Raw genomic sequence first — 22549 nt, forward strand, 5'->3', positions numbered from 1 at the left:
GTATGGCAACTATCAGACATAAAAAATATATTGGTTATAGTACTTTATTATTCATTGGGTTAATCGTGGTTGCCTATGTAATAAATACAATAATTTTTAAGGGAGAAATATTTATTCTTATGGCTTTTGGCCTTGCCATTTTATTTCTTACTATTTTGATTACTGCCCGCAATTTGCAGGATATTATAATTGAAAAGAAAAATGAAACCGTAGCAATTTCAGATGGATGGAATTTATTTTATGCTACCTATCCCTTGCAATTACATTTACCATTAATTACTTCCTTTACTATTGCACCAGATTTTGCATTTATTTTAATCAAAACAATTCAAACCAGAAAACCTAAAACAATTTTAGAATTAGGATGTGGAAGAACTACACTAATTGCAGCAGCATATTTAAAACAAAATGGATTGCAGGGAAAAATTATTTCTGTAGATGGCGATAAAGAATATCTGGAACAGTGCCGCTATTTTGCAACATTAAATGGATTGGAATCTTATATTCAATTTGTGCATGCGCCAATTACAGAACAAGTGATAAATAAAAAAACTTATAATTGGTATAATGCGGATATGCTTCCAAAAGAACAGTTTGATTTATTATTAATTGATGGTCCTCCTGAAAAAGTGGGAGTGCTGAGCCGCTATCCTGCATTGCCTTTGCTCATACAGTATGCAGCCGAACATGCAGTTATTCTTGCCGATGATGCAGGTCGCCCGGATATGATTATCACTGCACAACATTGGCAAAAAGAATTTCCCAAATTTCAACAGCAATATATTCAAACCTTGCGAGGTACATTGATTATTAATGTAGATGTATAATGCAGATTTCTGTAATCATTCCTGTTTATAATGCCGAAGCTTTTGTGGCTGAAGCAGTGCATTCTGCTTTACAACAAACACAGGTTGAAGAAATAATTTTGATTGATGATGGTTCTACAGATACCTCCGCAGAAATATGTTTACAATTAGCAAACATAAATTCTAAAATAAAATTTTTGCAGCATACAGATAAAAAAAATCATGGTGCCGGTGCTGCAAGAAATTTAGGAATTGCAAATGCATCTTTTCCTTTCATCGCTTTTTTAGATGCAGATGATTTGTATTTACCGAATCGTTTTGACAACACTGAAAAAATATTTGAATTACATTCTGATGCGGATGGAGTGTATGGTTGTTTGGGAATTCAATTTCAAACTGCGGAAGATGAACAACAATGGAAATCCAGATTTTCTCATACGCTCACACACATGTATAGTGATGTTGCACCGGAACAGCTTGCACTGCAAATGTCGCCACTTGGAAATCAAGGTTGGTTTAGTATTGATACACTAACAATTAAAAAATCAGTGATTGAAAGAGTAGGAGGGTTTAGTAATTTACGACTTAGTCAGGACACAGAATTTATTTTAAAACTTGCAATTACATCCCGATTATATTCTGCCGATAATATTGCACCGATTGCAGTGCGCAGAGTGCATGGTAATAATCGCATTACGTCCGGCAAAGAATATTTTTATCGCAATCGTTTGCAACTGTGGAAGAATATGATGCATTGGAGTAAGAATGAAAATATGAATCATTCCTGGTATAAGAGATTTCGCAAACAGTACAATAAAACAGTTTTAATTTATCTGCGATTTGTTCCGGGATTTTTTGCAAAAATTAAATTTTTGTTTTCTTCTTTCAAAAATGTCAATTAACTACTCACACAGGATTTAATTCCTAAACAGTTCAAATATATCATGAAGTAATTTTCTTTTGCTTCATAAACTTTTCCAAGTATGAATTTGTAGATATATCGTGTTGTCTATGTCAATGATGCACCTGCAATAGTGAGATTTGTCATTACATAGACTTCTTTTTAGATTAACTTTGTATCGAGATGCAAATCAGGCAAGCTACAGCATTTGGTTTTATTATCCTTTATCTTATAGCAATCAGCTATCCGTCCATTTTGAATTGTTCTTATACTCTCAACAAAACTTATATCAGTAATAATATTTGTGTAAACCGATATGTAAAAGATTCCACCTGTGATGGAAAATGTTATTTGATGGAACAGTTGAATCAACATACTGATGGACAAAATACTAACCCCACATCTACACCGGTTACAACACAAATATATGAAGTACCTGCGCATCTTACAACAGATTTAGTAAAACCATTTTTTAGATCTGAAACATTAATTTCATTTCTCAATTTTGAAACAATAATTCCAAAAGATTTTTATCCCGAATTAATTATTCCTCCTCCGCAATCAGTTTAGTTAAGTACTCAAGTACACACGCAATTTTTATTAATAACTAAACTGAAAAAATGAAAAATAAATTTATAGTATTTATAGCTACGGCAATGGTATTCTCATTGAGTGCCTGTGATGAAAAAGTAGATGATACCCCAGATCCCAATTACGATGCAAGAATCACTATTATTGAACCTGATGAAGGGATGGTAATGAATAGCGGTGAAGAATTACATATTGAAGTGGATGTTGAAGTGGTAGGCACAATACATAATGTAGAAGTCTTAGCTTTAAATGAAACCACCGGAGATACGATTTTGTATTATTTAGATATGCCGCATACACAAAACCTGTTTCAATTTCATGATCACGTTGAGCCAATAGTTACTGAAATATCCAACTGTATTGTAAGAGCATCCAGTTGGGGAATGGATGAAACTGCATTGGATGCGGATTCAAAAACAGTTCATTTTACAATTAATCCATAATAATGGAATATGTGAAAAAAATAATACCGTTAGCAGCCATTGTGTTGCTAACGGTATTTCAATCCCGTGCATGTAATATGTGTGGTTGTCAAACTTCACTTAACTACACCGGATTGCTGAATTATACAGGCTCAAATTTTTTAAGTCTGCAGGGTACTTACAGTGGTATGCATACCCTTGATGAATTTACCGGTGCTGATATTTATTCAAAATATATAAGTACTATGCTAACCGGAAGTGCACAAATAATTAAAGGACGTTGGGATATGCAGGCGTATGTTCCTTATGTATTCAACAGTTATCATCTTGCGGATTCCGATCCTTTCGATGTGAATGACTTAGCTGATATTGGTTGGTTGAATCATATTAAAATTTTTGGTAGTAATGATTCATCCAAGGCCAATTGGAATTTATATGTGAAAGCCGGAGTGGAAATGCCAACAGGAAAATTTTATAGCACATATCGTGAAGAAGATGTACCACCGGCAATGTCGGCAGGGTCGGGGAGTTGGGATGTTTTGACAGGATTACGTTTTTCTTATTTCAAAAATAATGTGGGGGTATTTGCTAATTATTTATTTAAGTACAATACTGAAAACAGCAATAATTATAAATTCGGAAATCAGAATATTGCAACTGCATTAGTAACTTATAGAATGGATGCAGGTAAAAATTCTTTTACACCATTAGTCGGAACAATTGCGGAGTTTATTAATTACGATGAATTCTATGGTTATAATCAACATGGTACCAGTGGAGTAAATATTTATGCTACGCTCGGATTGGATTTTAATGCAGGTGATTTTAATATTGGTTGTAATGCAGATATACCTGTTTATTCAAGGTATGATAATGATGCATCTTCTGTGTTGCGTGGCTCTGTGCATGTGGGATATTCGTTTTGATTTGTAAGTGTTTAAACTAAACGGTTTTATTTCTCTTCCACTTAGGCCATAAAGCTTAAATTACTTAGGTCAAATCAAATTAAAATTTGATGGTTTGTGTAAGACTTATTTAGTCAACAATTCTTAGAAAATTTCCATTTGAATCAAACTCAAGAACTAAAGTAGTATTCAATTCAATTTGCTGATTAATTCCTTCCAGTTCCCAACCAATTATAAAGTCATTCGGATATTCGATTAATGTATAATCTAGAATGTTGCCTGGTATAACTGAGTTTGGTAGTTGAGAAATTCCATCAATATCAATAACTTCATTATTGCCATTAAATTCAATGTTGATACCACAATCCAATGTTATGTCGTAGGTTAATTCTTTATTTTCTTCATCCTTTATAATTCTTATAGTACTACAAGATGGGAAATGTGTTTCTAAATACATTTTAATATCGGTAGGTAATTTATTTTCATTAATTATTCCCTCCTTTTCACAACCAAGTGCTGTAAAAATGAACACTACTAATGTCATGAATAATACTCTTTTTGAATTTTTCATAATGATTATATTTTGTTTAAGAAGTTGATGGCTGAAAATGTATCGGTCGGTGAGATGCCGACCGATAGAAATTTTTGTCAGAACTGAAGACTTCATCAGGAGATAATGTCTGTAAATTAATTAATCAGCCATTTTGTTTAACACCTTTCCGTTGGCATCTATTACTACATCCCAATCTTGTTGCATTATGTGGTTTAGCTCCATTTTATAAACAACTTCGCCATTATCAGTGATGCGTTCCAAATCATCAATAGAGTAACCACTAAAGTCTGTTTGTATTCTTTCACTTACCACTTTTGGTAATTCACTTGGGGATATGTCTTCTTTATGCTTTACCATTTTTCCCTCTGTGTTGTACCAAACTTCATGGTCAATGTTCCAGGTAAGTTCAAATTCAACACTGTAATAGCTACCATCCATTTCCCATTCCACAGCAGTTGCTTTTGGAAATTGGCTGTTGAATTGATTTTGAATAACCGATGGAATTTGGCTTTGTAAAATGTCTTGTGCTTGAGAAGTAAAAGTGATGCCTATTACTGCTGCAATAATTAAAATTTTCTTTTTCATTTTGTATATTTTTTTAAGTTTATAGTGCAAAGTAATAAGCTGAATTTGGAAAGAATTGGGAATTACAAAATTTATTCACTGTTATTTTGAAACAAAAGTAACTTCAAAACAATGTAGTGAATTTTCAAAATGATAACGGATTGTAATTCCATATAAATCCGCAATTGCTTTTGCAATGGCTAACCCAAGACCTGTATTGTTTATTTTAGAATCAGATTTGTAAAATCGTGTGAAAATTTGCTTTTCATCAAGCATCATATTTTTTCCTGTATTGAATATTTTTAGTGAAGTATTTGAAATATAAATTTCAATTTTTCCATTTTCTATATTGTGAAAAGCAGCATTTTTAATCAGATTTGAAATCATGATATTAGCAAGTGAAACATCCATTTCAGTTTTCAATTCTGATGTTTCATCAATAGCAATTCCAATATGTTTATAATCGGTTATATCTTCCAGATCATCTACACAATTTCGCACAATTTTATTTATAGAAACAGTTTGGTTTTCCAAAAACTGTTTATTTTCAATTTTAGTCAAAAGCAATAGCGATTTATTTAAACGAACCAATCGCTGAATTATCTGATAGACCTCAGCAATGTTTTCAGCATACTCACTCTTTAAATCGTTGTTCTCTAAAAGTAATTCTAATTTGTTGGTAGCAATAGCTAAAGGTGTTTGCAATTCGTGGGAAGCGTTACCTATAAATTGTTTTTGCTGCTCAAATGCATTGATATTATGTTCCAAAAGTGTGTTAACTGCATTTTGTAAATCTGTAAACTCTCTGATGTTGGTTTGTGCATTCGGAAGCTTTTGCGCACTACCAAGACGAAAGTTTTTTACCTGATTTAAAAATTCATAAAAAGGTTTCCATAACCTTCTTAATACAACATTATTAATAAAAATAATTCCGGTAATCAGGATAACATAAAGCCATATCACATCCCGAAGCAGATTTTCAATAAGATCGTCTTCGTCAACCATTGAGTTGGCTACTTTCAGTTTGTAATATTGCCCATCTATCTCAAAGGAACTTATAAGCATTCTTACCGGCTCGGATTCGAGCTCGTCATCATCTGCATCTTGCATTAAAAATGTAGTGTCGAGATATATATCTTTTCTGGAAATAGCTTCCTGTTTATTAATCTTTTGAATGGTGAAAAAACTTTCATCAAAATAATTTTTTGTTAAAATGCTTGAATCTTTCTTTGCATTTTGAATAATAATACGTTTGTAGTTTTCCAACCCTTCATCCATTTTACCTTTTATATCGTCGAGCATATTTACGTAAAATATTATTGACCAAACAGTAATAATACCTAAAATGGAAACGGATAAATATTGTATGGACTTATTGAGTAATTTCATTTTTCAACAAGTTTATAGCCAATGCCATATATAGATTCTATTTCGATTTCGGCATTTGATTCTATCAATTTTTTTCGCAAATTTTTAATTTGATAGTAAACAAAATCCAGATTGTCAGCTTGGTCGGTGTTGTCCCCCCAAACGTGTTCAGCAATTGCAGTTTTAGTTATCAAGCGATTTTTATTTACCATGAAATAATTTAGAATATCAAACTCCTTTCGGTTGAGAAGAAAGACTTTTTTATTTACGAGAAACTGTCTCTCATCAAGGTCTAATATGGTGTTGGCTAATTCAATAGTGTTTTTACCACTGAGATCTTTTCTTCGCACAACAGCTTTTATTCTTGCATTAAGTTCAGCTAAATGAAAAGGTTTGGTGAGATAATCATCTGCGCCCATTTCTAATCCTTTTAATTTATCGTCAAGCGAATCTTTAGCAGAAATAATAATGACATTTTCACTTTTACCTGCCTTTTTAATCTCATTGAGAATATCCAATCCACTGCCATTGGGTAACATTATATCTAATAAAATACAATCGTAATCATGTATGAATACTTTATCAATAGCACTATGAAAATCAGTGGCAGTTTCTACCAAAAATTTTTCTTTTTCCAGCGACTCTTTGATATTATTAAGCAATTGTTGCTCGTCTTCGATTACTAAAATTTTCATGCCTTAAAATTGATTCTGAATTTAGGAAAGATGTGGGAATTATGTTGCTTTTATATTTGCTACAAGACCTGTCCATTTAAAATTCTAATTGCAAATTAAAGGTAGCAAATCAATTCATCTGAACTATGATCTATTGAATTGTATGATACATTATCAATTTTAATGAAGATGTTGAACTGAATTAATAGTTATTATTTGAAGCAGTTATTTTCTAATTTTTTTGAAGTCGCTTCGCACTGTCAGATGCGCATATTAATCCGGCAGCCATCATTATTACATCTTTTAAAACCAATCTTCCGGCGCCCGATAAAAAAGGAAATCCATATTGTGGGGTTGCGAAATCTCCGCCAAGATTAGGAACATATACTTCTGGTGTTGTAATTAAAAATGTCAGTGTTACCAGCGACATTCCAAACGTCAGTAATCCTCCAATGAGTCCAATTTTATTAAACCAAATACCTGATAAAGTGGATAGGCCAATTATAACAATTACCGTCCCTAAACCGTACGCAAATTTGTATGTTCCATTTTCTTTATGCCATTCAATATTTTTATTTACAGTTTTTCCTTCCGGATTTTTATAATCCTTATATTCCGGTCCACGCTTATTTTAAAAAAAAGACATCAACGGACTATTAGCAACAAATGGCACAATCCCATCTGCTTCATATTGAAAGGCTTTGAGGCCTCCAATCCAGGCCATTACAATAAATATTGATATTCTAGCCAGGTTAATAAACTGAGATTGACTATTAGCTAAAAAATTTATTATTTTATCCATTTCTATTTTATTTTGTTGTTGTTAAAACATTACATTATACTACTATTTCTATTCGACATTCAACTATCGTTAACGTTTAAAACTACTAAACTCTAACCGATTAAAATATTGAATTTAAATCAGCATTTATATCGTGTTTGTAAAAGAAAAAATATTTTTGAATTTCATTTTTCAATGATGCTGATAAATTAATTCTTGATTGCACAGCATTCACGAATTTTATAAATAGCTATTCATTCCATTGGTAAAATCGTTGCGAAGAATTTTATGAACTCGCCAAACACAATTCATTTTTTTTCTGGTTTTGATGAATACGCTGAAATGTAAATATTTAATATTACCGTAAAATTTCTGAACTATGATTTAATTGATTGTTGGATGGGCTATGAATTTAAAGCTATGATTTTATTAATCATAGCTTTCATGAAATCATTCTAATCATAGTGCAGACAATCAATCAACGCAGGTTATAAAAGCCATACGCACAAGACCGTAATTTGAGGAAACGGAAAAATAAAAAAAATCGAAAGTAAATTATTTGAATAGGATTATTCTATACAAACAATGCGTTTGGAAATTGCAAATTCTTCTGTTTGAACAGATAGAATATACACGCCATTAGCAAGTGTATTTTCCTGAACACTAAAATCTTTTTTTCCCTGTGAAATTGTTCCTTCAAATATCTGTTTTACTTCTACTCCCATCAAATTGTAAATGGATATATTTATTTTTTCGGTCTGATTAAAATGCATTGAAAAACTAAATTCTGAGTTGAAAGGATTTGGAAATACATCTGATAAATAAAATGACTGAGGTTTAATTTCATCAATATCTACTACAGTAGAACATGGAGAGCCTCCAAAAGGGAAATTACCAAGGCGATATAAATTGCCTGTTGATTTATCACCCACCCATGCCTCGCCTGAAAAGCAATCAATAGCTATGCTGCTTAAATTACCCACTGTTGCAGGCAAGCCATGCATTTGCACCAAACTACCTGTTGGTGTAAACTCGACCATACTATCACGAATACTACTAACAACAAATATATTTCCTGTTGGGCCAATATCTATATCACCATAAGACACTTCATAATTGTTTGTTGCTTCTGGTATGCTAAAGGATTGAATTGTATCGCCAGTGTTAAGATCAATTTCTGCAATTCTGTTGGCTTGATTTCCTGATGGAACATTATCTTGAACAAGAAAAAAAGTTTTACGGATATGATGATAAGCACCACCCACCACATGACTTGCACCAAATGCTGTAATCAGAGTATCCAAAGCCTCGCCAGTTAGATTATCAATTACATAAATTTCAGCTGCACCTACTTCACCATTGATTAAAAGCAATTGACCTTTTGGATATTCAATTCCATTAATTTTAAATGGTTCTGGAGCAAATTCAAGATCAACATCATTTGCACCTCCGCCTGGTAGTGGAAATGAAATTACCAAATTGCCTAACGTATCATAGCTCTGAATTTCGAGAGCATTGCAGCCATAAGACCATAGGAATGCGGAATCCGCATCATAAGCCAGACCGCAAACATCGCCTGTGGATGCAGGATTAAGAGTGGATATTAAAGTAATTTGAGCAAAGGCCCTAACACAAAAAAAAGTGTTGAATAAAATCGTGATGGCAAGTATTTTGTTTTTCATAATGAAGAGGGTGTTTTTTTAGTATCTTAAGGTTCATTTTTAATTCCATGCCCAAATTTAATCTTTAGTTTTTTATATAATCTGATTTATTTTTTTGTTCCCGTACAATCTTCCGCAGGCGACTTTGTGGTTTTTGCATATTTTTTTATTCATGACAGTGAGACATCAAATAGTAAAAGTACCTGAGATATTTTTCATAACTATTACTTGTTTTAAGTGGTTACATCTATTTGATATTGCCTTATCATATTGATGCTTAATTTATTTTACAAATGCTAATATATCCGTGAACCAGTATATAGGAACAGGTAAAAGATTTATGGCATATAATATTGTAAAACTTCTCACTGAACGGGTGAACACACAAATACTTTTTAAATTGGAATCAGGTGTAAATACTACGCAAAAAAGTATGAATAAAAAGCATCAAGTATTTGAATCTTCATTCGATTGCAAAAAATGTTTTAGTAATGCTTTTACTCTTTAACAATTCAATTATATACACACTAATCCAATCAGAGCGAAATAGAATTTAGTTAACCATTCTTCAGATTATAAATACAGTTCAGCTTTGCAATATAAATCCGATAAAGTAAGCAGCTATACTGTTACGCTTTTAAGTACTATGGATGCATTTGATTTTTCAGTATGATTGTAAGTAAGCCGCAAAGTTTCCTGCTGAAAACTGTGGGAACAGAAAAAGATTAAATGTTCTGAATGGTGATTCTTCTTTTTTCTTTTAATGCTTTAAAATGTGATGGAGTCAACCCTGTAATCTTTTTAAACTGCGCTGATAAATGTGCTACGCTGCTGTAATGTAGTTTGTAAGCAATTTCTGAAAGAGTATGTTCACCAAATATAATTAACTCTTTTATCCGTTCAATTTTCAATGCAATAACATATTGTTCAATAGTAGTTGCTTCCACTTCCGAAAAGAAGTTAGCCAAGTATGTATAACTATAATCTAATTCTTTGCTTAATAAAACAGAGAACTTAACTTTAGGTTTTTCATCTGATTTGTAAACATAATCTACTATCACTTTTCTGATTTTCTCAATTAACGCCCCTTGCTTTTTTTCTAATAATTCCAATCCAACTTTTTTAATTTTAATATTTAATTTCATCTTTTTCTCATCAGAAATATCTTCCTTAGTTTCTATTTCTCCCAATTCTACTTTTACCGGCGATATGTCAAGTTCTTCTAAAGCTTCTTTAACAACGACTTTGCAACTTTCACAAGCCATATTTTTTATATAGATTTTCATTGATTGTATTTTTTGCTTATTGAATTAATGCACCTACACTTAAAATGTAGGTAATGATTGGTGTGATGATTCAAGTTACAAAGGTATTTTTTTACAGTTCATTTATTGCACAACTGTTGGGGATATAGCAGTGTCTCCATTAGTTACGCACAACTCGTATAAAAACGAAACTACAAATTACTAAAAATTGATTTTCAAATACCACTGCTTTCTTTATTTTTTGTATTGAGTTCGATAAGTGGATGCAAAGATTTTTCAGCAGTTATTTTTATTAAGTGGTTCATATTATTGAAGTACATGGAAGTGTATTTACCTCAGTGATATCAGCCCAAGCAATAAAGTGAATATACATATTTTAAAATTTAGAGAAGTGTAAAATGATGTTGTACTATAGCAAATTCAAAATGGCAAACACACTAGGTTATTATTTGAGGAAGTTGCTGAGATAGAAATTTATTAGCTTTCGTAAATTATCTGAACTATGAATTATTTTATTGTTTGATGGGCTATGAATTTTTTAATCATAGTTTTCATAAAATTATTCTAATCATAGTTCAGACAATTAACCAACGCAGGTTCTCAAAGGCTAACACAAAAGGCTTTGTTTTGAGGAAGTTGCTTGAATGGTTAGGGAACATGGTAGGAAGGAAAGAAAAAATTTGGCTGAAAGAGAATCTACATATAATTTTATTAAATGAAAAACTATGATCGGATGGATAATCTACCGCCGGGACTGCCAAAAAAACTATTGGATCTTTTAGATCGTGCTGGCCGTGTTTTATATTTTGGTGAAGTTTTACATTATTTCAGAGATACTTTGTATCCCAAACTACAAGAGTTAATGCTTTCGCAATATCCTTTTATGCAAGGCCACACGCATCCTATCTTTAAAGAATATTGTACAGATATTCATAATTGTGTTGCATACGACATGTATTGCTTTGCAATGCATACAGAAGAAGATATGCGACTGAAGATAAATCTTCGGGAAAAATATACCTACTTCGAAGAGATAAAAAAATTTTATGGTTCGCCGGAGAAAGCGAAATTAATTACACTTGGCGATAGAGATATTTATAGATCATATAATGATGCGGAATTTGAAAAAATGATGCAGGAGGAAAACATTGAAATAGAACGCATTCATAATTTCCGGCAAGAACGCATGAAACAGTTTTACGATATTGTGCAACCCGTGTTATTTGAGACATGCCCCTGGCTTATGAATATGGATCCCGATTCCTGGATAATTTATGCTCGCTACATCAGAGATGCATATCATATCTGGGAAAACGAAAGTTTTCGTGTAGAAGAAATATTGCGTTTCGGTTTGCCTTATGAATATATCAATAAAGGGTATCGCCATTATATGGAAGAACTTGCTTTAAAATACAGTGAAGAAGATGCCGCAGGTTTGGAATATCCGTTAAGATGATACAGTAGATAATTGTATAAGGGGATTATTTTACAAACCTGCTGAGAAAGAAATAACAATACATAAATTAAATGTCGGAACTGTGATTTAATTGATTGTTTGATGTGGTATTAATTTTAATGATGGTTATTTTTTACGCCTAGTCTTCATGAATTCATTCTAATCATAGTTCAGACAATCAATCAACGCAGGGTCTCAAAGCCAAACACACAAGGCTACGTTTTGAGGAACCTGCCTGGACGGTGGGGGAACATGGAGGGAAGGAGAAAGAAAAATATTTTTGTATTCTGATTTTATTCTTTTCTATTTATTGTCAACATTATTTCTCTGAAACTTTCCAAACCTGCTTCTAAGTTTTCAATAATGTCTCCTGCTAAAACATCAGGGTCGGGAAGATTATCAAGGTCTGCAAGTGAATTGTCTTTGAGCCAACTTATGTCAAGCGAAGTTTTATCTCTTGCAATAATTTCTTCGTAAGAAAATTTTCTCCATCTGCCCTCGGTGTTTGTTTCAGTATTATAAATTTCTTTGCGTTTGTGTCGGTTGTTAGGATTGTAGCAAGTGATAAAATCTTTCAAGTCTTCCAACTTCAACGGATTTTTTTTCAGTGTGAAATGAATGTTGGTTCTGAAATCATAAATCCAAATTTCTTTTGTCCATGCTTTTTTTGCTGCTGGTTTGTTGTCAAAGAAAATCACATTCGCTTTTACTCCTTGCTTGTAAAAAATTCCTGTCGGTAAACGGAGTATGGTGTGCAACTCTGTTGTCTCCATTAATTTTTTACGAACTGTTTCACCTGCACCGCCTTCAAACAAAACATTGTCGGGAACAACAACTGCTGCTTGTCCTGTTGACTTCAACATGGTTCTGATATGTTGCACAAAATTCAATTGCTTGTTGCTTGATGTTTCCCAAAAGTCCTGACGGTTGTAAGTTAATTCATCAGTTTCCTGTTCGCCTTCTTCGTTTGTTGCAGTCATGCTGCTCTTTCTTCCGAAAGGTGGGTTGGCTAAAATATAATCAACTCGTAAACCTGTATCAGCAACCAAAGCATCGGCAGGTGAAATTATATTATCACTATCAATGTCGCCAATGTTGTGCAGAAACATATTCATCAAACACATTCGTCTTGTGCCCGCAACAATTTCATTCCCATGAAAAGTTTCGAACTTCAAAAACTTTTTTTGCACTTTATCCAGATTTTTATTTGCGATGTAATCATAAGCAGCAAGAAAAAATCCTCCTGTGCCACATGCCGGGTCTGCAATTGTTTTCATTGGTGCCGGTTGCACACATTCCACCATTGCACGAATCAAAGCCCGTGGTGTGAAGTACTGTCCTGCTCCGCTTTTGGTGTCCTCTGCATTTTTCTCTAGCAGCCCTTCGTAAATTGTTCCTTTAATGTCTGCACCCAAAGTTGCCCACTGTTCTTTATCAATCATGTCAATGATTTTATAAAGCATGGCTGGCTCTTTGATTTTGTTTTGGCTCTGCACAAAAATTTGTCCTAAGATTCCTTTTTGTTTTGACAACTCACCAAGCAATTTTGAATAGTGAAGTTCTAAAGCATCACCTCGCTTTGAAGTCAAACTTTCCCAATTATATTCTTTTGGAATTGGAAGCTGACGACTGTAAGGCGGCTTGCTGAATTCATCAGCCATTTTCAGAAACAACAAGTACGTGAGTTGCTCCAAATAATCTCCATAGCCAACTCCAATATCTCTTAGCGGATTACAGAAACTCCAAACTTTGCTGACTATTGCTGATGTGCTGTTGTTCATATTTTATATGATATTGCTTTTTGAATTAATTGCATTTCGTCTACCGATGTTAATGGCTTTAATCTTTCATTAGTTAAAATTATTGCACGGATATGTGAATAATGGTAATCATCCCATTTAAAAAAATTAATCGTCGCTATTCCTAATGGTGTGCAGTTTGGTAAGTCAAGATAAATCCTTTCAGCGTCTGTGAATACTATTTCATTATTCGGAACATTGTAGAAAGGATGTACTATGGAAAAGGTGCATTGATTATAATTTTCCATTAAAACATTTATTGTATTCTGTTGTCCTTTTCTACCTGAAGAATTACAAAAGCTACAAGTGTAAAAAAGGTTAATAGGGATAAATGTAAATTGAGGATATTCACCCTTGTGTGCAAAGTGATCTATCTCCGGCTCATGTCCAATTAAATATCTTTCACAATAAACGCACTTGAATCCTTGATTTGCGAATAGCTTTTTTGATACCTCGTTCTTTACAGATTTACGAATCAATCCCCAAGATGAAGATGTAAAATTTCCGCCTTGCCTTAAACGCAAAGTATTAATAAAGCTTCGGCTTCTATGTGAAATTGATATTCGTGTCAAAATGTTAAGCATTATTCTTCTCTAAATATTTTTCTGCTTTCTCTTTTAAGATTTTTAATGGGTCGCTCTCGCTTAAAACAAGAGTAGATATTTTTTCTATGATTCTCTTTATTTCACCATACTCTTTGGAGTTCCTATTTACCAATGTTACCAATTTTGTCAAGTCGTATTCAAGGAATGAATTTCTTGTTGACCTTACATTGAAAACAGAATACAAAACTTCTTCTGCAGACCAGCCATAAGTATTTGCATCGATTGTTGTTGCTGAAATTTCTTCATCAAGTTTCAATGAAATGATTGTTGAGTTTTCAGGTTTTAAATCAGAAACCAAAAAATGAGAGTGAGAACAAATTACGAAGTGTACTGAATTGTATTTCTTAAAAACCTTATTTAAGAATGCAATATATTTCATTTGCCAATTCGGATGCAAACTGATTTCGGGTTCATCAATCAAAACAATGGAGTTGTCCTTGATAGTGGCTAATAATCCAACAATAGTTGAAATAAAATGATATTCTCCTGAACTGCTTTCTCCAATTCCGTAATATCTGCTTTTCTTTAAAGTGATTTCGGGGTAAGAAATAATATTCAGTCCATGCAAGTATGGAAGAAGCGTAAATAATTTTTTGAATCCGGGTTGAATGTCAAAAATGTTGAACTCAAAATATTGCGCTCGTGAATTTTCTAAATTTTCAAGTTTTCCTGACAAGTATTTTAAGAGTTCAACTAGCTGAGGAATAATTTCAGGTTCAGTCTTTTTCAGTTGTTTGAAAGCGGAAACACTCCAAGGTTCAGTTGTTCTATTCGGCAAATATTTTTTATTATCAAGGAAAAAATTCTCAAACTTTGTTAATGTTAAGTCTGGAAGGAAAAAATGTTGCTTGTATTTTGGTGAATAGCTAATACGAAAATCATTTTCTAATTCAAGAAAAGAAAGCATTTCACTTAAGCTATCTATAAATTCTTTTCTTTCAGATGCAGCGAATACATTTTCTATAGTTTTTCCGATTAAAGACCTTGTTCCTGCTGTATTACTGTCTCTTCTTACTCCAAGGTATTTGTAAATAGAATAGTTTGAAGGATTCCGCAGGAATAAATACTTATCGGTAAGCATAATTGATAATGCCAAAATAGAATCAGGAATTTTAATTTTCGAATCAGGAATTTCTTTACCGTCTTTAAAGAACCGAATTCCCTTTTCACTTTTTTTATCTCGCAAATATTTGGGTGGTTCGTTTGCGTATTCCCAACCAAGCGTATTCAATATAATGTAGTTTGAATTTCCAAGTTGATATTCCAAATAATACTTTCCATTAGGGTATGTAATACTTACTATTTCATTCAACTTGTCATACGCCAATCTGAATACATCAATGATGAATTTAAGCAAATTGCTTTTTCCTGTCCCATTTGCACCTAGGATTAAAGTTAAGTAAGGTGCATTAACGGAAAAGCTGTCTGACACCTGTGAAAGATTGAACTCTATTTCCTTTTGAAAAATATCATTGTCCTTAATTCTTAAAGTTTTTAATCTAAAAATTTCCATCGTATACTTTTTCTAATTTCAATTTAGTTTTCTTTTCCATCTCATTCTTTTTTTTCTCCGCTCTCATTCTCTCCAAAAGTTTTGTTGCAGGTTCGTCTTTCGGGTTTTGCTTTACCAACTTTCCTTCAAAAGCTTTTTTGATAATGCTTAATCGCAATGCTTCCGCTTGCAACAAACTGTTTTCAATTGTTTCTTCAATCTTATCGCAAACACTCAAACGGCTTTCTATTTCTTTCACTATTTCATTTTGCTTATCAAGTGGCGGAATTGGGATTTCAAGTAATTCAATATTTGGAACATTGAGATTTGGTCTTCCAACACCTGAACTAAATTTCTTAAAGTGTTTTTGTGCTGTATGAGATTTGATGAAATGAAAAATGAATTGAATGTTGAAAGGTTTTTTTAAACGATAATAAATTAAAAATGCTCCTGCAATTGCTCTCTTATCATCATTGAATATTGATGCAGTTCCTATACTACCCGTTCTTGTAATTAGCAAATCATCTTTAATCAATTTATATTTTTGATACTCGGGTTCTGTTAAATTGAGTTTTGGAGCATTTACCCAATCAACTTTTCCGTTTTCACTAATGTCAGTTGTCCTTAAAATTGCTACACCAGTTTCAGAATAATCCTGACTTGAAAACCTTGGTCCATAAAGTGAAAATTCTTTAAGCATTCCAAGATTACTTTTAATCCATCCAATAGGCAATTCACCATCAACAATTTTCTCATTTGTCAACCTTCCTTCAAAAGCCCATTTCAAAACTGCTTGTCTATAAACTTTTAATTGCTTCTGTGCTTTTTCTAAACTTTCAATTCCTTTATCAAGGTCGGAGAAAAGTTCTTCAAGTTTTGAAAATATTCTTTCTTGTTCTTTTGAAGGGGGAACAGGAAAATCTAAATCAAGAATGTGTTCTCGCTTTAAATTGTTGATGTTTGTTCCCTTTGCAATTGCACTAATTAATTTTTTGTAGTAAGGGCTTTGAAAAAAGCAAGCAACAAAATCTTTGTTGAAATATTCATTTGGTCTAAACACTGCACAAAAGGCACCAAAGCTACCATTGAAATTTTCTTTCGCCTTCGCTGACTTCCCAACAAGATGTTTGCTGCCGCTTGACATCGCAAAAACAATATCTCCTTTCTTCACTAACTGTTTTGCTGCAACATATTTCTTGCTTACAAAAACTAAATCTTCAAAATTTAATTCTCCATTTTGAATATTGTTTGCACGAAGAACCGGAAGATAATTTTCTTGTGATTGACTGCTTGAATTTTCCTTCTTGTAATTAACGCCTCTCAAAAGTTCACCAGCTTCTGATACTTTAATTATCTCCCAACTTTTTGGTATTTCGTTTTTGTCAATCATTTTTTGTGTTCAGTCAAATAACCATCAAATAAGTTATCGCCTGTTGGTCAAGGGTTTAAAAAATTTTGTGGTCATTTTCGGGTTTGCAGTCAAATAAGCCAAACCCTCCAATTGTTGAAAACTTTTGCTTTCAGTCAAATAACCGTCAAATAAAGGAAGCATTGAAAACCAAGTGTTTAGAGTCATTTTTGAGTTAATTGGGTTTTTCCAGTCAAATAAGATTAAGCCCAAATGGGAATGTATTTTACAAACTTTCGGGATGTATTATCAGGGTCAACTTCCTTAATCAATCCTGCATCAAAAGTGTCTTTAATAATTCTTGAAACCATTGCAGCATTTTCATCAGCAATTTTAAACCGCTGCCTCAAACTTTGGTTGGTCATAATTTCGTTGGTTACAAATTTTAAACAAGCATGTTGGTAGCAAGCTCTTATTCTGTCTTTCTTATCCATGTCGGCAAATTTTTGATAAGCATATAAAATAACCTTGGTATGTTTCTCCTGTATTTGTACATCATAAGCCGGCAACTGAAAAATTTCAATGTGTGCCACTACTTTATCAATCCCACTTCCTCGTTCTTCACAAACACCAAATCTTCGCATCATGGCAGCCAAATCTTCGTTGCGGCTTTGATATTCGTCAATAAATCTATTGGGAGTAATTAAAGGTAATCCTGGATTTAAAATTTCAATACGGTCAGAAAATATTTCAACAACCGGACTAGTTCCTCCTTCCTCAAAATCCTGATGTATGATAGCGTTGGCAACCAATTCACGAATGGCAATTTCGGGATACATGGTTACGGTGTCTCTAAAAGCTTGTCCTAAAATTTCGTTGGTAGGTAAAAGGTCGTTGATGTATTTTATCATTCCCTCAAAGCCCACTGCATAACCAAATTTGCCTTCATGCTCTTTAATGGTTTTCAATTTATCTTTTCCGGCATATTGTATTACTCGTACAGCCTTGCGTTTTACCGCATCAAAATCTCTAATATTTTTTGCAAAGAGCAAGGCTCCTAAATTTGTTATAGCATAACCATTCTGTGTTGGGTTAATAAATTTTTCGCTTATAAACTTTTCAATTACAGCCTCACGGTTTGACGGGTATGGAATTTTTGACAAGTCAAAATAGCATTGGGTATCAAGCATGGCAATTACATCTGCATTTGATTCTACCTGTAATGCAATTCCTTTTTCAAAAATTTGTTTTGGTCCATTTATCCATATCTTTTTTTCCTTCTCTGGAAAATCCTTTAATGACCTGGTAATACTTCCAATTCTTATATAATCATGTTGAGAAAAGCAAGTAGGTTGGCTATGTGCCGCCTGAATTTGAAATAGTGTAATTGGGTTATTATTGTAAACGGTTTCGTAAATAGCAATTTCTATTCTCGGTGAAAGCCGCTGCAAAAGCCAGTGTTCCAATTCTTCATTGCCAACTTTATGCATCGTTGCTTTGAACTTTGTTCCTTCCGGTAATAGTGTTACATCATTAATTCCAAAAACCAAATAGCCGAACGGTTCATTTTGTAAACAAGCACCGTTGCTTAATGCAGAAATATATTTCCCAATTTCTTCTTCAGTTTTAAGATTGAGTTTAAACTCTATCCACTCACATTCTTTGGGGAGTTTTAAAAGTCGGGCAATGATTTTATTTAATTCTTTTTCGGTCATTTTTTATGCTGCTAACACTTCGTTTAATTCATCAATCATATTATTCATTTTTTCTGAATTACTATTTTTAGGGGTTATTGGATTTAGTGATTAAAAACTATCGAAGTTAAATAACCATCAAATAAGAAATTTCCCCTAATTCTGTTATTAACCGTTGATTTGAATTTATTATTGTTATTCATTTGTTTTTACATTTGTTATTGAGTTCACCCTGCATGAATGTCGGCTTCAAACCGTTTCCCGCTGTAAAAGTGGGATTAGTGCAATGGTGGACTTATTTTTTTTGTCTTCATCAGCAACCATTAAATTTTGTACTCTATCTCTAACACCTTGCAGGGGCTCTTTAAATTTTACCATTCCAATCATAAAACAGTTTGAAACTCCCTCATTGCCAATTATTGCTTTTTTTCCTTTACCATAAAATGCAGTATCACCGGCTTCATCCAAAAACCGGTGATTCGTTTTTATTCCTTTCTTGAGTGGTTTCATTATGCTGCCAACACTTCATTAAGCTCGTTAATAATGTCATTCATGCTTTCGCCAAACAACTGAAACATTTTCCCTTTTCCACCTTGTGCATCAAAAGGAGTATAGTCCAAATCATCAGCATCTAAATGAATGCTTGTTGCAATGTGATCTTTAATCATGTTGAGCCATTGCATTTGTTCTTTATTAAAAAGATTGTGTTGTCCGGCATTCTTTTTTAATATCCATTGCTGAAAATTTCTGTCAACTGTTTTATCATAACTTGTTAGTGCTGTGTCAATGTCTGTAATTCTTCTAAGTAAAGAAACCAAAGCAATCAATTCTGTTTTCGGACTGCCTGTAACTTTTTCTAATTGCTCATAAGCCCGCCACACTTGGATAGGAGCAAGCAAAGGTTTTTCTAATTTCAATTTTTCAAGAACCTGCTGAATCATTTTGTAAGTGAGTTCACGTCTGCGGAAAGGTTGTGAATAAAAAATCTGCAATGCTATAATTTCATCTTTGTGTTGTTCAATCCATGCTTTGAAATCAGCCAATAAATTTTCTGCTTTCTGTTTGCTGTCTGTTGCCCAACCTTTGTTTAATAGTGCATCAGGATTTGTAATATCAATAGTTTGTTCGTGTGCTCTGCGAACATTATCAATATAGTTGCTTAGTTCTCCTGTAAAAACTTCTGCTGCCTTTTCTTTTATTTCATCATGCAGTTTGTAGAATGCTTCCTCTTTTTTATTTGGTGATTCTTTTGGAAGTTCTTTTTCAATTTTTTCTTTTAAATTCTCAATTGTGTCAGGATTGTAAGCATTCAATAATTCTTTCACTACCTGATTTAAACTTTTACCGTTTGCCATTTCACTGAACTGTTCTTTCTCTTGTTCAGTAATTTGTTTTTCTAATCGTATCAAACGATTTGCAAGTGAAGAAAACAAATCTTCGTCTCTTGCTCCAACAGTAATTGCATTCAATAAATCTTTTAAAGGAATGCCAGGTTTCTTTTCTAAAGGTCTGCTATCGGTTTTGCAACTCTTTGTAACACCAACTGCATCCACAATTACAAAATGGTCTTTGGTAAATTTTGCAGAGGGAGAAACTTTTTTCAAATCATCCAACGGAATTACTCTTGTGCCTCTGCCTTTCATTTGTTCAAAATAATTTCTGCTCCGCACATCACGCATAAAAAGCAAACACTCCAAGGGCTTTACATCCGTGCCTGTTGCAATCATGTCAACCGTAACTGCAAGCCGTGGGAAATAATCATTTCTGAATTGAGCCAAAACAGATTTCGGATCTTCGTCTTTGTTCTTGTAAGTAATTTTTTTGCAGAAATTATTTCCTTCTCCAAATTCTTCTCTCACAATATTTATAATGTCGTCAGCGTGTGAATCTGTTTTAGCGAAGATTAAAGTTTTAGGAACTTCAAAGTTTCCGCTTTCATCAAATCGTTTTTCATTTTTAAAAATATCCGGCAACATTTCTTTAAATGTTTTTACAATCAAACGAATTTGATTTGGATTTACCACATCTTTATCTAATTGATTTGCTCCGTATGTTTCATTATCGTCCTGCATCTCCCAATGCTTTTTCCTTGAGAGTTTTTCTCTTCGTTCTACATACTCGCCTTTTTCAATCGTTGCTCCTTGTGCTGTTATTTTTGTTTCAATCAAATACACATCATGGCCCACATTCACACCATCTGCAACTGCCTGTTCGTGGTTGTATTCACTCACAATATTTTGTTTGAAGAAACCAAAAGTTCTGTTGTCAGGCGTTGCCGTTAAACCAATTTGAAACGCATCAAAATATTCAATCACCTGCATCCACAAATTATAAATGCTGCGATGACATTCATCAATCACAATAAAATCAAAAAATTCAATCGGAAGTTTTTCACTGTAAACAACAGGCAACGGTTCTTTCGGTTGCCATCTTTCGTTTGGATTTTCTTCTTCGGCTGCTTCGTCTAATTCAGTTCCTTTTAGAATAGAATACAAACGCTGAATTGTGCTGATGTAAACATGATTGTCAGTCGGGATGAAACTTGATTTCAACCGATGCACTCCGTAAAGTTTTGTGAAAAGTTGGTTGTCGTCATTCGGCAAAAAACTCATGAACTCTTGCTCTGCTTGCTCACCAAGATTTTTGGTGTCAACCAAAAATAAAATCCGTTTTGCATTAGTGAATTTCAACAAGCGATAAATAAAAGTAATAGCTGTAAAAGTTTTTCCCGAACCTGTCGCCATTTGAATTAATGCTTTTGGTTTGTTTTCCTTGAATGATTTGTCAAGTTCAGTGATTGCTTTTATTTGGCAATCACGCAAACCTTCGGTTAGCAATTCAGGCAAATCACGTAAACTATTACGAAGTGATTTTTCTTGCTTCAACCACTTGCGAAAAGTTTCCGGTCTGTGAAAAGTAAATGTTGGTCGTGAACGGGGCTTTGGGTCACGAAAATCAGTGAACCGTGTAACCTCTCCTGTACTTTCATACACGAAAGGTAAAGGGTCGTTGTTTAAATATTTAAGTTTACTATCAGCATATTCTTTAGATTGTTCCTCTACATTTATTAATCGAAAACCTTCTTCTTCTCTTTTTGCTTCAATAACTCCAACAGGTTTTTTGTCAACGAATAGTACATAGTCCGTTTCTTTTCCATCTTGTGTCAAATAGTAGCGCACAACAATTCCGCTTGAAGCATTCAGGTTTATTTTGTCTTTGTCCTGAATAGTCCAGCCACAAGCGATTAATTGAGCATCAATTTTATCTCTTGCTAATTGTTCAGGATCTTGATTTAGTTCTGGCATTTATATTTTGAAAGTATTCAAAGATAGTATTCTGTCCTTGTTGTTTTTATAATGCGTTTGAGTAAATATTCTTTAATTTTTTTTCAAATTTAGTTTGTGCAGTTGCAAAAAGAAAATAAGTATGTTTTGTTCTCACACATTATATAGTTTATTGTTAAAAAATATTTTTTTCATTGAATGATGTTTTAGTGTCTGCATAAGCTAGCCTAAAACTTATAATAATTCTTTAAGATTGTTTTCCTAAAAATCTAATTTTCGATTCCCATTATTTCTGCTATTTAATAATTGTCTAATAATTATTCTTTTCCCCCACTACCTTCAAACTTTCCGAAGTTATACTATTTTATGAAAGTAAAAAA

Annotated in this window: 19 protein-coding genes and 1 pseudogene; 6 read left to right on the forward strand and 14 right to left on the reverse strand. The window is 33.1% G+C overall.

Going from position 1 to position 22549, the window contains the following annotated elements; all coding sequences use genetic code 11:
• Window positions 1-2 precede the first annotated feature (2 nt).
• From IPN31_08230 to IPN31_08250, 5 genes are all read left to right on the forward strand, one after another.
• Entirely contained in the window at window positions 3-827 is an 825-nt protein-coding gene (locus tag IPN31_08230) for a class I SAM-dependent methyltransferase (GenBank protein MBK8681877.1), read from the forward strand.
• Complete coding sequence (locus tag IPN31_08235) at window positions 827-1708, forward strand: glycosyltransferase family 2 protein (protein ID MBK8681878.1); 882 nt, start codon at window positions 827-829, stop codon at window positions 1706-1708. The genes IPN31_08230 and IPN31_08235 overlap by 1 nt, the downstream gene beginning before the upstream one ends.
• A 182-nt stretch (window positions 1709-1890) precedes the next feature.
• Window positions 1891-2277 (forward strand): hypothetical protein, encoded by a 387-nt coding sequence (locus IPN31_08240; protein ID MBK8681879.1) that lies wholly within the window; start codon window positions 1891-1893, stop codon window positions 2275-2277.
• Between the two features lie 50 nt (window positions 2278-2327).
• Window positions 2328-2741, forward strand: coding sequence for a hypothetical protein (locus tag IPN31_08245; protein MBK8681880.1), 414 nt, complete (start codon window positions 2328-2330; stop codon window positions 2739-2741).
• An 11-nt stretch (window positions 2742-2752) separates the two neighbouring features.
• Window positions 2753-3646: a hypothetical protein gene (locus tag IPN31_08250; GenBank protein MBK8681881.1), complete on the forward strand. Its 894-nt coding sequence runs from the start codon at window positions 2753-2755 to the stop codon at window positions 3644-3646.
• A gap of 109 nt (window positions 3647-3755) precedes the next feature.
• Here the strand turns inward: IPN31_08250 and IPN31_08255 are convergent, their stop codons facing one another.
• The 7 genes and pseudogenes from IPN31_08255 to IPN31_08285 form a co-directional block, all read right to left on the reverse strand.
• The gene (locus tag IPN31_08255) at window positions 3756-4196 is read right to left on the reverse strand and encodes a PepSY-like domain-containing protein (GenBank protein MBK8681882.1); all 441 of its coding nucleotides are present in this window, start codon (window positions 4194-4196) and stop codon (window positions 3756-3758) included.
• 120 nt (window positions 4197-4316) lie between these two features.
• Complete coding sequence (locus tag IPN31_08260; protein ID MBK8681883.1) at window positions 4317-4763, reverse strand: PepSY-like domain-containing protein; 447 nt, start codon at window positions 4761-4763, stop codon at window positions 4317-4319.
• Window positions 4764-4844: 81 nt separating this feature from the next.
• A complete protein-coding gene (locus IPN31_08265; GenBank protein ID MBK8681884.1) occupies window positions 4845-6131 on the reverse strand; it encodes a HAMP domain-containing histidine kinase in 1287 nt (428 codons plus the stop codon).
• Window positions 6128-6805 (reverse strand): response regulator transcription factor, encoded by a 678-nt coding sequence (locus IPN31_08270; protein ID MBK8681885.1) that lies wholly within the window; start codon window positions 6803-6805, stop codon window positions 6128-6130. Before IPN31_08270 ends, IPN31_08265 begins: the two co-directional genes overlap by 4 nt.
• 211 nt (window positions 6806-7016) lie before the next feature.
• Window positions 7017-7586 (reverse strand): annotated as a pseudogene (locus IPN31_08275) (YkgB family protein).
• A gap of 548 nt (window positions 7587-8134) precedes the next feature.
• Window positions 8135-9247, reverse strand: coding sequence for a T9SS type A sorting domain-containing protein (locus tag IPN31_08280; protein MBK8681886.1), 1113 nt, complete (start codon window positions 9245-9247; stop codon window positions 8135-8137).
• Between the two features lie 704 nt (window positions 9248-9951).
• Window positions 9952-10512, reverse strand: coding sequence for a helix-turn-helix transcriptional regulator (locus IPN31_08285; GenBank protein ID MBK8681887.1), 561 nt, complete (start codon window positions 10510-10512; stop codon window positions 9952-9954).
• A 694-nt stretch (window positions 10513-11206) separates the two neighbouring features.
• On the opposite strand from IPN31_08285, the gene IPN31_08290 reads away from it, so the two are divergent.
• Window positions 11207-11947 (forward strand): hypothetical protein, encoded by a 741-nt coding sequence (locus IPN31_08290; GenBank protein ID MBK8681888.1) that lies wholly within the window; start codon window positions 11207-11209, stop codon window positions 11945-11947.
• Window positions 11948-12240: 293 nt separating this feature from the next.
• On the opposite strand, the gene IPN31_08295 is transcribed toward IPN31_08290, so the two are convergent.
• From IPN31_08295 to IPN31_08325, 7 genes are all read right to left on the reverse strand, one after another.
• A complete protein-coding gene (locus IPN31_08295) occupies window positions 12241-13728 on the reverse strand; it encodes an SAM-dependent DNA methyltransferase (GenBank protein ID MBK8681889.1) in 1488 nt (495 codons plus the stop codon).
• Window positions 13725-14318, reverse strand: a complete 594-nt coding sequence (locus IPN31_08300; GenBank protein ID MBK8681890.1) for a hypothetical protein — start codon at window positions 14316-14318, stop codon at window positions 13725-13727. The genes IPN31_08295 and IPN31_08300 overlap by 4 nt, the downstream gene beginning before the upstream one ends.
• 4 nt (window positions 14319-14322) lie before the next feature.
• Entirely contained in the window at window positions 14323-15864 is a 1542-nt protein-coding gene (locus IPN31_08305; protein ID MBK8681891.1) for an AAA family ATPase, read from the reverse strand.
• Window positions 15851-17233: a restriction endonuclease subunit S gene (locus IPN31_08310; protein MBK8681892.1), complete on the reverse strand. Its 1383-nt coding sequence runs from the start codon at window positions 17231-17233 to the stop codon at window positions 15851-15853. Before IPN31_08310 ends, IPN31_08305 begins: the two co-directional genes overlap by 14 nt.
• Before the next feature lie 221 nt (window positions 17234-17454).
• Window positions 17455-18906, reverse strand: a complete 1452-nt coding sequence (locus IPN31_08315; GenBank protein MBK8681893.1) for a putative DNA binding domain-containing protein — start codon at window positions 18904-18906, stop codon at window positions 17455-17457.
• Between the two features lie 228 nt (window positions 18907-19134).
• Window positions 19135-19353, reverse strand: a complete 219-nt coding sequence (locus tag IPN31_08320) for a hypothetical protein (GenBank protein ID MBK8681894.1) — start codon at window positions 19351-19353, stop codon at window positions 19135-19137.
• Between the two features lie 41 nt (window positions 19354-19394).
• Window positions 19395-22190, reverse strand: coding sequence for a DEAD/DEAH box helicase family protein (locus tag IPN31_08325; protein MBK8681895.1), 2796 nt, complete (start codon window positions 22188-22190; stop codon window positions 19395-19397).
• Window positions 22191-22549 lie beyond the last annotated feature (359 nt).

This window comes from Bacteroidota bacterium (assembly GCA_016715425.1).
Classification (GTDB): domain Bacteria; phylum Bacteroidota; class Bacteroidia; order Chitinophagales; family BACL12; genus JADKAC01.

What these genes read in the sequence shown, in the direction of transcription:
- IPN31_08230 (MBK8681877.1), top strand. Translation starts at nt 3, where the DNA reads ATGGCAACTATCAGACATAAAAAATATATTGGTTATAGTACTTTATTA.
- IPN31_08235 (MBK8681878.1), top strand. Translation starts at nt 827, where the DNA reads ATGCAGATTTCTGTAATCATTCCTGTTTATAATGCCGAAGCTTTTGTG.
- IPN31_08240 (MBK8681879.1), top strand. Translation starts at nt 1,891, where the DNA reads ATGCAAATCAGGCAAGCTACAGCATTTGGTTTTATTATCCTTTATCTT.
- IPN31_08245 (MBK8681880.1), top strand. Translation starts at nt 2,328, where the DNA reads ATGAAAAATAAATTTATAGTATTTATAGCTACGGCAATGGTATTCTCA.
- IPN31_08255 (MBK8681882.1), bottom strand. Translation starts at nt 4,196, where the DNA reads ATGAAAAATTCAAAAAGAGTATTATTCATGACATTAGTAGTGTTCATT.
- IPN31_08260 (MBK8681883.1), bottom strand. Translation starts at nt 4,763, where the DNA reads ATGAAAAAGAAAATTTTAATTATTGCAGCAGTAATAGGCATCACTTTT.
- IPN31_08265 (MBK8681884.1), bottom strand. Translation starts at nt 6,131, where the DNA reads ATGAAATTACTCAATAAGTCCATACAATATTTATCCGTTTCCATTTTA.
- IPN31_08270 (MBK8681885.1), bottom strand. Translation starts at nt 6,805, where the DNA reads ATGAAAATTTTAGTAATCGAAGACGAGCAACAATTGCTTAATAATATC.
- IPN31_08280 (MBK8681886.1), bottom strand. Translation starts at nt 9,247, where the DNA reads ATGAAAAACAAAATACTTGCCATCACGATTTTATTCAACACTTTTTTT.
- IPN31_08285 (MBK8681887.1), bottom strand. Translation starts at nt 10,512, where the DNA reads ATGAAAATCTATATAAAAAATATGGCTTGTGAAAGTTGCAAAGTCGTT.
- IPN31_08290 (MBK8681888.1), top strand. Translation starts at nt 11,207, where the DNA reads ATGAAAAACTATGATCGGATGGATAATCTACCGCCGGGACTGCCAAAA.
- IPN31_08295 (MBK8681889.1), bottom strand. Translation starts at nt 13,728, where the DNA reads ATGAACAACAGCACATCAGCAATAGTCAGCAAAGTTTGGAGTTTCTGT.
- IPN31_08305 (MBK8681891.1), bottom strand. Translation starts at nt 15,864, where the DNA reads ATGGAAATTTTTAGATTAAAAACTTTAAGAATTAAGGACAATGATATT.
- IPN31_08310 (MBK8681892.1), bottom strand. Translation starts at nt 17,233, where the DNA reads ATGATTGACAAAAACGAAATACCAAAAAGTTGGGAGATAATTAAAGTA.
- IPN31_08315 (MBK8681893.1), bottom strand. Translation starts at nt 18,906, where the DNA reads ATGACCGAAAAAGAATTAAATAAAATCATTGCCCGACTTTTAAAACTC.
- IPN31_08325 (MBK8681895.1), bottom strand. Translation starts at nt 22,190, where the DNA reads ATGCCAGAACTAAATCAAGATCCTGAACAATTAGCAAGAGATAAAATT.